This window comes from Flammeovirga agarivorans, from assembly GCF_012641475.1.
In the GTDB taxonomy this organism is placed as follows: Bacteria; Bacteroidota; Bacteroidia; order Cytophagales; family Flammeovirgaceae; genus Flammeovirga; species Flammeovirga agarivorans.
The window spans coordinates 720764-733018 of sequence record NZ_JABAIL010000003.1 but is presented as its reverse complement, the minus strand read 5'-3'; the positions used below and the strand labels follow the sequence as shown (position 1 = coordinate 733018).

Sequence of the window (12255 nt, the reverse complement as noted above, 5' to 3'; positions counted from 1 at the left end):
TTATTTGATGATTTTCTTTCCTAATGGAAGTACTTCTTTGTCGGCCAATTCATTGATAATTGCAGCAGCCATCATGTACCAAGCAGATAAGGCACAAACAATAAGATCTAAAGCGGCAATCACTTTGAAAGCAGGTGAAACAAAATGCTCAAGTACTAAGAAAAGGAAACCTAACAGTAATGTTCCAAATGTAAATGCCATTGCTGTATGAATACGTAAACTACCCACAAACATAATAGCTGTATATAACATCCAAGCTAAAAGAAAGAAGCCTACATCTGTATGGCTCGACTCATATATACCAAAGTGGTTGCACAACCAGATGATACAAAGGCCCATCCAAAATGCTCCGTAAGAAACGAATGCTGAAAAACCGAAACTGTTCCCCATTTTTTGTTCTTGGAAACCAGCAATAAACTGAGCCAATCCACCAAAGATCACACCCATTGATAATACAGGACCAATACCGATAAGCCCTAAATTGTGGAATTGTAACAGTAAAGTAGTTAAGCCAAAACCAGCTAAACCAACAACGGCGGGGTTGCCATTTCTCATATTAATTTAATTTATAATGATGTTTAAAAATTATTTTAATAGAGTAATAGGGCTAGAATTTTGGACTGCAAAAATATTAAAAACAATAGGTTCTACTAGTTAATGAAAGGTAACTTAAAGGGATTCACTCCTACATTAAATATTATTCAGCAAATGCTAGCAATAAGACACAAAAAAGGGTGTCGCTCGTAAGCAACACCCCAATGTTAGAAGTTAGTGCACATTTATATAGCTGGGTTTTATGTCGTGATTCTGTGTATATATCCCCTTTAATTGATAACTGTGAATGCTTTTTATGTTGTTTATTGACCCTTTATATTTTCTATAGTTTGATAAAAAAATCATCTGATTTATAATTATGACAACACCATCTCTTATTTGTAATCACATTGTCAGCGATTTATTAAAAATTACTTAAAAGTTAACGGTTGGAAAAGTTTAATCATCGTCATTAAAATACGTTTGATTACTATTATCTTTACGGGTCCAAAAACAGAATTGTCCGAGTACTTTAGTACAACTATTTTATCGTATTACTTTTTAATTTCAAGCTAAACTAAATGAAAACTACAATTTATCTACTCTTAATGATTTTATATATCCCCAGTTTTGGCGTCACTGAGAAAAGACCAAAATATGTCAAGGGGTATGTCTATGAAGACCTTAATAATAATGGCCTTTTCGATGATCATGAACCAACTGTTAAGGGTGTTGCTGTATCCAACGGTAGAGATGTAGTCGTTACCGATGAGAAAGGTTTCTACCAACTACCTCTACAACCTCAACAAACAATATTTATTAGTAAGCCAAGCGGGTATTCTCTAAGAACGAACGACTACAATACCATGTCAGACTTTTTACATTATTACCCCAACCCTACAGCATCATCGTATGGGCCAACTATTCAACAAAATAAGGAAGTACCTGAGTACCTTAATTTTCCTTTAGCTAAGGTGGATGAGTCGTCTCCGTTTACCATTGCAATGATCGGTGATATACAAGCCAGATATCAATACCAAGTAAACTTTGCACATGAAATAGCAGAAGAGTTATACCAATACCCTCACCTAAAAGGAGCTGTGATGCTTGGGGATATGGGGGATGATAATGCAGGTATTTTCCCTGCCTTAAATCAGCTTTTCAAACAGTTTACTACTACCGTTTATCCAGTAGCGGGAAACCATGATAGGAACTACGATATAGAAGATGTATCACAAGACTTTAGTGCTTTTAAGAAGTTTTATGGCCCTGATCAATACTCTTTTAATATTGGTAATGTTCATTTTATTGCGATCAATAATGTTACTACGATCAAAGGGATTCAATACAAAGATTATATTCCAAAAGAACGAATGGATTGGATTAGAAATGATTTGTCTGTTGTTCCTAAAGATCGATTGATCGTTTTCTTACAACATATTCCGTTAGGCCATATGCTGGAAGAAAGTAGAAATGAACTAATGGAGATGATAAGCGAATTCCCTTATGTTTCTTCGTTTTCTGGTCATTTACATGCTATGACCCATATGTATTTGCCTTATGGTGAAAATAATATTTTACATGAAGTAGTAACCGGTGCCACATGTGGTTTGTGGTGGGGAGGAGAATTAGACCTTGATGGCATACCTCATGGGTTAATGGGTGATGGTTCTCCCAAAGGGTATTATCTTGCACATTTTGATGGGAATGAGGTAACAATGGAATACAAAGCGACGGGGAAACCTAAAAATAAGCAGATGAAAATTTGGGTGTACCAACCCGAAAATGCTAAAGTAGATCCTACGATTCATATCCCCAATGGGCTCACTCAAAACCATTTCCTCACAAATATCTGGGCAGGGTCAATCCATACAGAAGTCTATGCACAAGTTGATGATGCAGAATGGCAAAAATTAGAACGCAAAGAACAGATTGTAGACCCTACAGCCAGAAGAGTCTATATCAGGGATTCTTTGAAGATTGCTAATCGTAAATCACACCTTGGTCCAGGGTATCCCAAAAACCTTCCTTCACATATTTGGGTTGGTGAATTCCCTAAAGATTTTAAAGACGGAAGCCATATCATTAAAATTAAGGCAAAAGATCCCAATGGAATGTCGTTTACAGGCTACCGCATATTTACAAAAGGTAATTTTGATGGTGACTACCAAGAAGTGGATTGGTATAATATGGAATAATTTTACACTCTACTTACAAAAAGTATTGAATGTAGAAGGATTTTTATTGATATCTATTAACTTGAGAGACAATTGAAGACTCGTTTCTCTTTCTATTGAGGGCACTACCTCACAATAGAACATTATTACAATACAACTGACTGAACATACATAATGATCACATTTTTGTTATGCATAGCTACCTTAATCGGTGGATACTTTTTCTATGCGGGCTATTTAGAGCGACAATTTGGTGTAGATGAATCAGCTCCTACACCTGCTATAACCAAAGAAGATGGAATAGACTACGTCCCCATGAAACTGTGGAAAACCTTCTTAATACAATTCTTAAATATTGCTGGGTTAGGGCCAATTTTCGGTGCTATTGCTGGAGCTTTATGGGGACCGGTGGCTTTTTTATGGATTGTCTTTGGGTGCATCTTTGCGGGTACAGTTCATGATTACATATCGGGTATGTTGTCCATTAAAATGGGTGGGGGCAGTATCTCTGAAATCGTCAGTAAATTTCTTGGGAAGCAAGTACGCATTTTTATGACGGGCTTCTCTGTATTGTTGTTGATATTAGTTGGAGTAGTCTTCGTAAAAGGTCCCGCAACCATCATCCATCAGTTGACTGATATTGATACACAAATTCTAGTGGTAGCCATCTTTATTTATTACCTACTCGCTACCATGATTCCAATTGATAAATTGATTGGCAAATTATACCCTTTCTTTGGTGTATGCCTTTTGATTATGGCTGTCGGAATACTTTCAGTGTTATTGGTTGGTGATTATCAAATTCCAGAATTAACCGCTTCTACCTTTAGAAATATGCATAGTGATGAAGCGAGTAATCCTATATTTCCACTACTTTTTGTTACTATTGCCTGTGGTGCAATTTCTGGTTTTCATTCTACTCAATCTCCAATGATGGCTAGATGCGTTACAAATGAAAAACAAGGAAGAATCATCTTCGCAGGAGCAATGATAACGGAAGGAATCGTTGCATTGGTTTGGGCGGCGGCGGCTATTGCTTTTTTTGGCGGCGTAGAAGCATTAGGAAAAACAATGGCAGAGGAAGGACACAATGCCGCATGGGTAGTGAATGAAATCTGTAATACAATGCTAGGTAAAATAGGTGGAATCTTGGCTATTTTCGGTGTTGTTGCTGCACCAATCACCTCAGGAGATACGGCCTTTAGAAGTGCTCGACTCACTGTTGCAGATGCTTTTAATGTCAAACAAAAAAGTTTATTGCAAAGACTTTTAGTGACTGCTCCACTCTTTGCTATTGCAATCTTTCTAACGACTATCGATTTCTCAATTATTTGGAGGTATTTCGGATGGTCAAATCAAGTTTTAGCGACTATTGTATTATGGGCTTGTGCTGTCTATATGCAAAAAGAAAAAGGTAATGCATGGTATGTTTACCTCCCTGCCACATTTATGACTGCAGTGGTTGTTACTTATATTATGTTGGCACCAATCGGGTTCCACCTCTCTTCTACTGTATCTAATTGGGTAGGAATAACCGTTGCTCTTGCTCTACTTGGATTATTTCTCTTGAAAGTAAAAAAATCATCCTCTACTTCTGATATTCAAAAAACAGAAGCGGTAGATGCTATATAATAACGTCTAGTCGTTGGATAAAACGGCTCATTGTAAGGGAAACTATCATAAAATGATGATCATTCTCTAAGTCTTTAAAGTATCGTATAGATGACTTAGACTCTTTTTATTCATTTCTATTTTAGTTTACCTTACACTCTCATAATTTTTTAAAACTAGCATATGAAATTCTCTTCAGAATCAAGTCTAATTAATCACAAACCAAGTACATCTGTTGCTGACTTACTACTTGATTATTTTAGACTAGAAGGTATAGACAAAATCTTTGGTATACCTGGAGCCGCAGTGGCCAATCTCATTACTTCTTTAAAAAACAACCGTGATGAATTTACATATGTCATCACAAAGCAAGAAACTGGTGCTGGTTATATCGCAGAAGGATATTACCGTACTTCAGGCAAACTAGGTGTAGTTTTAGTGACCGCAGGTCCTGGTGCTACCAATGCACTAACTGGTAGTATGAATGCTCAAGCAAACAATTCTGCCATGCTTACCATTTCTGGTGAAGTAGATCAGAAATATTTTGGGAAATCTTATTTACAAGAAGGGATTGATGCCAAACTAAATGTTTCTGCCATCTTTAATAACGCTGATCAATATAGTGGTCTCGTTACAGACAGCTCTAACTTCTCTACTATTTTTCAACAAGCATTAAGAACTTCTTGGAGTATCCCAAGAAGAGCAGCGCATATCAGTTTACCCAACGATATTGTTGCTATGGATATTGAAGATGTTGAGATTCCTAAGAAAGTCAACAACTATAGAGCAGTACCTGATGGTTGTAATATCAAAAGAGTAAAAGAAACTTTACAGAAACTTAGAGAGGCCAAAAGACCCGTACTATTTTTAGGTAACGGCGCTAGAGAAGCCTTGAGAGATCAAGAAAGATTAGAAAAACTAAAGAAGTTTACGCATAAGTACGCTTTACCAGTAATGACTACTCCAGATGCAAAAGGGATCTACCCGGAAAGCGATGTGATGTCATTGCGTACATTTGGAGCTGCCCAATCAGAATGGCCACAATATTACCTAAAAGGTGAAGACCTTGATGGCGATTTCGATTGCTTAGTGATTATGGGTTCTAGCTTGGGTAAATTAGCTACCAACTCTTGGGAAGATGATTTAAACCCTTCGTTACATAACGTAATTCAAATCGACTTGGATCAAAGTATTATTGGTCGTGGGATGCCAATTTCTATGGGTATTGTTGCGGAAATTGGTGTTTTCTTGGATACTCTTTTTGAATTAGCCGATGAAGATCATCACCTACCTGAGAGTGTGATTAAAAACCGAGCGAACTTTATCCATGGGATCAAAGAGCAACATTCTCCTTATTTGCATCCTGAGAAAATGACACTTAAGGCAGATCCTATCTATCCTCAGGCATTGATGCAAATCGTCAACGAAGAGTTACCACATGATGCCAATATCTTTAGTGATTGTGCCAATTGTGTTGGTTGGTCGCTACACTATTTAAATGTTGATCCACCGAAACAAATTCACTACTCATTAAACATGGGTCCTTTAGGATTTGGTGTTGCTGGAGTTGTTGGCGGTAAATTGGGTGCTCCTGATAAAACTTGTATTGCAATTGTAGGTGATGGTGCTTTTATGATGCATGGTACTGAGATCACTACTGCAGTTCAATATAAAGTAGCTCCTATCTGGATCGTTTTAAATGATAATGATTTAGGAATGGTAAGTCAAGGTCAGGCTCACTTCTTCCCTCCAAAAGACCCTGCACAAGGTTCATGGTACGACTATTACCAATTAGGAAACCCTGATTGTAAAAAGTTTGCAGAAGCATTGGGTGCCGAAGCTTATGATGTTCGTAATAATGTTGAAGCAAAAGTGGCTTTGAAGACAGCTATCGAAAGAGCTGAAAACGAAAATATCCCTCAAGTTATTGTGGCTCACATTAACACACATGAGGTACCTCCTTACTACGACGAAATAATGAAATAATTAGTGTATCATGGAAAGTAATATTACCTACCCACATGTTCCCATTCAGGAGCAAATTGACAATATCATTGCTGCCAGTGCAAAATCTGGAAAAAAGAAAGTAACAATTATTGGTGCCGGTGTTGCAGGACTTGCCAGTGCCTATGAGTTATTAAACTTAGGCCACGAAGTAGAAGTACTTGAAGCTTCCGATCGTATCGGAGGTAGAATATATACCTATCGTTTTGACGAAGAAAACCCTGATGAAAATTATGGTGAATTAGGTGCCATGAGAGTTCCTCAAAGCCATGATTACACTCACTATTACCTAGATAAAATGGGTTGTGAGTTAAGAAGGTTTGTAACGATCTTTGAAAACGATAATGCTTATGCTTATTGTAGACAAAAGAAATCACGTATCAAAAATATCCATGATGATCTTCTTCCAAGATACGACCTTACGACCTATCAAAAGTTAGAGAGTAATCAACCACCTGCAAAGCTATTTGGTGCTGCACTAAACCACCTAATTTCTTTGCTTACAGATCAAGAAGTAGAAGATTTGTTCAATGGAAAAATCACTACTGACCGATTAAGAGAATATGATAACACCTCTTTAGGTGAGTTTATCAACGAAATTTGTGTAGGAGAAGATGCAAATGAACTGGTAGGTAACTTCATCGGTCTAGACGGTTGGAGAGACAAAGCCATTACTATGTTTATCCGTGATAATATTGTGGATACTGATGATGGGCTAAAAGAAGTGGTTGGCGGAATGGGTAAACTAACAGATGGTTTATTTAAAGAAGTGAGTCCAAATGTCCGTCTAAAAACTGTCGTTAAAAGTATCGATAATAAGGAAGACAAAGTAATTATTGGTTTACATAATGAGTTCGGTAAATATGAAGAGATTCATGCCGACTATGTATTATGTACTATCCCGTTTAGTGTTCTAAGAAACATGTCGGTTAGAGGTATTTCATTTGGAAAGCAAAGAGCTATCAGAGAAATGAAATATGCTGCAGCAACGAAAACTGCTATCTATTGTAAAGAACGTTTCTGGGAAACAAAAGATGGAATCTATGGCGGAGCAAGTTTATCTGATGAGATCACTCGTTGGACTTACTATCCTTCTGATCATGTAAAAACAGAAAACAATATCGACAAAAACCTAAGAGTAAAAGGTTTTGGTGGTATGGCCATGCACCCACATGAAGTAAAAGGTGATACACCATCTGGAAAAGACGGAGTAATGCTAGCTTCTTACGTATTAGGGGAAGATGCCAACCGTTTAGCTGCGCTAGATGAAGAAAAAAGACATGAAGTGGTTGTTGATAAAGTTTCCCTATTCCACCCAGAATTAAAAGAGGAAGGAATGATTAAGGATACGGCTTCAATAGCATGGAGTACTCATGAATGGTCAGCAGGTGCATTTGCATTCTTATGGCCAGGTCAATTAGAGCATTTATGGGCAGATGTATTAAAACCAGAAGGGCGTTTATTCTTTGCTGGCGAACACTGTTCTACAGATCAAGCCTGGATTCAAGGATCTTTGATTTCTTCATTAAGAGAAACTCAAAATATTCTAGAATATGGTGTCGATCAAGAAGAGGTAAATGAGAAAGGTGAATTAAGAGCTTCAAAAGCATAATACTCCTTTATAAATAAAAGAAAAAGAGTTACTTCTATTATGAAGTAACTCTTTTTTATTCTTAATCACTAAGATGATTATAAAGCTTTAGTAAAACAACGTTTACGTTTGTGCTGAATATGATCGTAGTTTTTCCAGTTCTGAATGGCTTTTTGGTTTGTCTCGAACATACCTGTTGTTTCAAGGTACTTAATACCATTTTCTTGCATTGTCTTCTGTAATTCACCTACAAGCATTACACCACCACCAAGACGTTGTAGTTTTGGATGAACTGCTGTTAACAACATATCGCAAGTATCATTTTTCTTTAATGCTTGCATAATGTGCCACCAACCAAATGGCCAAATGCTACCATTTGCTTTTTGTAACGCTTTAGACAATGAAGGCATACCGATTACAAAACCCATCATTTCATTATCTTCTTCAGAAACGAGTACTTTTACATATTTTGGTGATAATAACTTCAAGAATTTCTTCTTATAGTATTCCACCATATCATGGTCGAAAGTAATCACACTGTAAAGATCTTTGAATGCCTCTCCTAATAAGTTGAAGATTTCATCCGCATATTTTACTAACTCATCTGAAGAGTTAAAAGAAATGATCTTAGTTTTTGTTCTTCTCATTAATAAAGAAGCTCCTTTAATTCCTTTTTCAACAACGGCATCATCCATAGTTAAACGGAATTCGATCCAGTCAACTAGTTTATCATAACCTAACCCTTCTAAATGCTCTTTATAGTACGGTAAATGATATTCTGATGCTACTGAAGGAAGGTAGTCATGTCCTTCGATCATCATTCCTTGATGGTCAAGATTTGTAAAGCCTAAAGGTCCAACAATACCTGTCATTCCTTTATCTCTACCCCATTGCTCTGCAGTTTCTAATAACTTTTGAACAACTTCTCTATCATCAGCAAATTCTAACCTAGTGAAACGAACATTCTTCTCTTCGGTTTTTTCGTTGTATTTATGATTGATAATCGCCCCAATTCTACCCACACACTTACCATTTTTGTAAGCTAACCAATATTGTGTGTCGCAAAATTTTTGAAAAGGGTTATCAGCTTCAAAAATGGATAACTCGTCTTTCTTAATGGGTGGCACCCAATATGTACTGTTTTTGTAAAGTTCAAACTGAATGTTCACAAATTCTTTTTGATCCTTCTTAGAAACTACAGGACGGATTTCGACACTCATAATCTATATTTATTCCTTGGACTTTGCTTTTCTTAAATTCAAGTCGCAATTTAAGACTTTTATAGAATGATATAAATATTAATTCGAAAAGTTATATTTCAAAAAACAATTTTTTGAAGTTTTATGGAATTATAACTCACTTCTATCTCACTCATGAAAAAAATATACACCCTAATCTTATTACACCTTACCTTTTTAATAAGCTGTCAACAAAAAAACGATCATCTCACCCATCAAAATACTGGACCTATTGGAAAGCATGGTATGGTATCCACTGCTCATCCTTTAGCTACAAAAATTGGATTAGAGATCCTTAAAAAAGGAGGAAATGCCTTTGATGCTGCAGTTGCTACACATTTTGCTTTAGCGGTTGCCTACCCTAGAGCCGGTAATATCGGTGGAGGTGGATTTATGGTATACCGAACAGAAAGTGGAGTAACAGGATCGCTAGATTTCAGAGAAAAAGCACCACATGCCTCCACTACTACCATGTATTTAGATGACAATGGAGAACCCATTAAAGATCTTAGCTTAAAGGGTTTAAAAGCTGCTGGAGTTCCTGGTTCTGTAGATGGAATGGTAAAGATGCATGAAAAGCTTGGGCTACTTGATTGGCAAGAATTACTTTCTCCCGCTATACAATTGGCTAAAGATGGAGTAAAATTAACCGCACAAGAAGCAGAAAAAATCAATCAATATGCTGATGATTTTAAAGCATTCAATCATTTCGACTATCCATTTAATCAGAAAGGAAAATGGAATAAGGGCGATGTTATATACTACCCTAATCTGGCAAAAACACTTGCACTTATTCAAAACAATAAAAGAAATGGGTTTTATACAGGAACAGTTGCCCATGCTATTGTAACAGCCATGAAGGAAGGAAATGGTATCATCACAAAAGAAGATCTTGCTGAATATCATTCAGAATGGAGAAAGCCGATAGAAGTTACCTTTCAAGATTCATTAAAAATGATCAGTATGCCACCACCTTCTTCTGGAGGAATCACTTTAGGTCAAATCCTCAAAGGCATGGATATGATTGATCCACATAATTATGCTCATAATTCAAGTGGATGGGTACATCATGTTGTTGAGCTAGAAAGAAGGGCTTATGCTGATCGAGCCACTCATATTGGCGATGCAGATTTTTATCCTGTCCCTATCGATACTTTATTATCCGATGATTACATATATAACAGGATTTCGACCATCAAAAATGATCAGGCGACCAACTCTCAAGAAATAAAAGCAGGAAATGTTCAAAATATTGAAAGCTTTGAAACGACACATTTTTCTATTGTCGATAAAATGGGAAATGCCGTCTCAATTACTACAACTTTGAATGGCAACTTTGGTTGTAAAGTTTTTATACAGGAAGCAGGTTTCTTTATGAATAATGAGATGGATGATTTTAGTATTAAACCGGGTACTCCTAATCAATTTGGTTTGGTGGGTGGAGAAGCTAATAAGATCCTTCCAAATAAGAGAATGCTATCCAGCATGACGCCAACAATAGTAGAAAAAAATGGAGAGCTATTCTTAGTTGTGGGTACTCCAGGAGGATCAACAATCATTACCTCGGTACTACAGACGATATTAAATGTGACACAATTTGGTATGACTATGCAGGAGGCTGTAGATGCGAAGAAGTTCCATTCTCAATGGCTACCTGATATTGTATATTATGAAGATGGTGCTTTCAGTAAAGAGACCATTTCAACATTAAAGAAATTTGGACATCACCTTGAAACCACTCCACAACTAGGAAAGATGGATTGTATAAGAGTATTAGAAGATGGCTCTTTAGAGGGAGCTTCGGATAATACAAGAGGCGATGGATGTGCTTTGGGGTATTAAAATGTTATAGAATGTTAAATTTATGACATAATTGTAATTTATACGTTTTAAATGTTGCGTATTAATTACACTTTTACTTCATTTGTATAACCGATAAACAATATAGTAATAACACAATGCTAGATCGAGAGATTAGAGAACGTCTCTTGATTGTTTGAAACACACAATCGCACACACAACACTAGAAAAAGCAGATCAAATTATGGTCTGCTTTTTTTTTATGCTCATAGATTCATAAAAAAAGCGTACATCCAAGTTGTACGCTCCTTCTATCTGAATAGTAAATATTCATTCTATTACTTTCTAGATCGCTTTTTAAATGACCATGTAAAATAAAATCTAGAGACTACAGTGCCGTCAGGCATTTTCCCTTCTGTGAGCATTTTCACCTCAACAGATTCTCCCGTTGCATAAGCGTCTTCAATAGCTTTTTTCACTTTATCTCCTTCTATACATGTAAAAGTCACTTTAGCTGTTGCCTTCTTCACAAACTTCGCTTCCATATCTACAATGATAAAGGCAATGGTTTTCATATGCTCACTAAGGTGTAACATTCCCAAAGCTGCTGTAGACAATTCTGCTGCCATGCTTTGTGCAGCAAAATAAGTGGACTTAAACGGATTCTTGTTTAAAAATTTATACGGTAGCGTTGTTGAACACTTTGATGCTTCCAACGTTTTTAGCTTCATCCCTGCTATAAAACCTAAAGGCACTTGCGTCATCGTAAATAGTTTGAACTTCAATGGGTTCAGCATTTTCTGTGCAAACTTCTCTTGTTTTGGTGTAAGTTCAATCGTGTTCTGCGTTATTTCTGTGGTATCCATTTAGTGTTGTTTAAGATTGGTATTTCAAGTTTTAAATGAATGAACTGTTTTACAATATAACTATAATAATGAAGAATTCTATAATTTAATCAGATTCAATCGCTTAGCAATTTAAAATCCTTTAACAGTGTTCACATATATTAAAGTGGAATCACAAACTCTTAGTAGGGTTAAGAAGTATATAGTAGAAACTCAATCATAAAAAACATCTATTCTTATGACAATTTTGCTTACTATTTATTTTATCATTGCTAACGTTGCTATTATCATTAAGTGTTACCAACTTTTCTTAAAAAAGATGTTAGTACAAAATGCTTTCGCAACTTTAATCTTTATCATTGCCGCTTTAGTTTCAGCCGATATGTTCTTTTACAATCAAGTAACCAATGGTTATGGTCTTGATATCCTGACAATGAACATGTAATCCAGTTGTT

The 12255-nt window shown here is 36.2% G+C and carries 9 protein-coding genes; 6 read left to right on the top strand and 3 right to left on the bottom strand.

The window, feature by feature from the left end; all coding sequences use genetic code 11:
- Positions 1-555 (bottom strand): acetate uptake transporter, encoded by a 555-nt coding sequence (locus tag HGP29_RS11815; protein WP_168882612.1) that lies wholly within the window; start codon positions 553-555, stop codon positions 1-3.
- A 560-nt stretch (positions 556-1115) separates the two neighbouring features.
- Between HGP29_RS11815 and HGP29_RS11810 the strand changes: the two genes are divergently transcribed.
- The 4 genes from HGP29_RS11810 (at position 1116) to HGP29_RS11795 (ending at position 7938) form a co-directional block, all read left to right on the top strand.
- Positions 1116-2732, top strand: a complete 1617-nt coding sequence (locus HGP29_RS11810; protein WP_168882611.1) for a calcineurin-like phosphoesterase C-terminal domain-containing protein — start codon at positions 1116-1118, stop codon at positions 2730-2732.
- 153 nt (positions 2733-2885) lie between these two features.
- Positions 2886-4343: a carbon starvation CstA family protein gene (locus tag HGP29_RS11805; RefSeq protein ID WP_168882610.1), complete on the top strand. Its 1458-nt coding sequence runs from the start codon at positions 2886-2888 to the stop codon at positions 4341-4343.
- A 162-nt stretch (positions 4344-4505) separates the two neighbouring features.
- Complete coding sequence (locus HGP29_RS11800) at positions 4506-6308, top strand: thiamine pyrophosphate-binding protein (RefSeq protein WP_168882609.1); 1803 nt, start codon at positions 4506-4508, stop codon at positions 6306-6308.
- A 10-nt stretch (positions 6309-6318) separates the two neighbouring features.
- The gene (locus HGP29_RS11795; protein ID WP_168882608.1) at positions 6319-7938 is read left to right on the top strand and encodes a flavin monoamine oxidase family protein; all 1620 of its coding nucleotides are present in this window, start codon (positions 6319-6321) and stop codon (positions 7936-7938) included.
- Between the two features lie 77 nt (positions 7939-8015).
- On the opposite strand, the gene HGP29_RS11790 is transcribed toward HGP29_RS11795, so the two are convergent.
- A complete protein-coding gene (locus HGP29_RS11790; protein WP_168882607.1) occupies positions 8016-9137 on the bottom strand; it encodes a GNAT family N-acetyltransferase in 1122 nt (373 codons plus the stop codon).
- A 153-nt stretch (positions 9138-9290) separates the two neighbouring features.
- On the opposite strand from HGP29_RS11790, the gene ggt reads away from it, so the two are divergent.
- Entirely contained in the window at positions 9291-10997 is a 1707-nt protein-coding gene (gene ggt, locus HGP29_RS11785) for a gamma-glutamyltransferase (protein ID WP_168882606.1), read from the top strand.
- 296 nt (positions 10998-11293) lie between these two features.
- On the opposite strand, the gene HGP29_RS11780 is transcribed toward ggt, so the two are convergent.
- Positions 11294-11821, bottom strand: coding sequence for a DUF4442 domain-containing protein (locus HGP29_RS11780; protein ID WP_168882605.1), 528 nt, complete (start codon positions 11819-11821; stop codon positions 11294-11296).
- 217 nt (positions 11822-12038) lie between these two features.
- On the opposite strand from HGP29_RS11780, the gene HGP29_RS11775 reads away from it, so the two are divergent.
- Positions 12039-12245, top strand: a complete 207-nt coding sequence (locus tag HGP29_RS11775) for a hypothetical protein (RefSeq protein WP_168882604.1) — start codon at positions 12039-12041, stop codon at positions 12243-12245.
- The last annotated feature ends 10 nt before the right edge of the window (positions 12246-12255 follow it).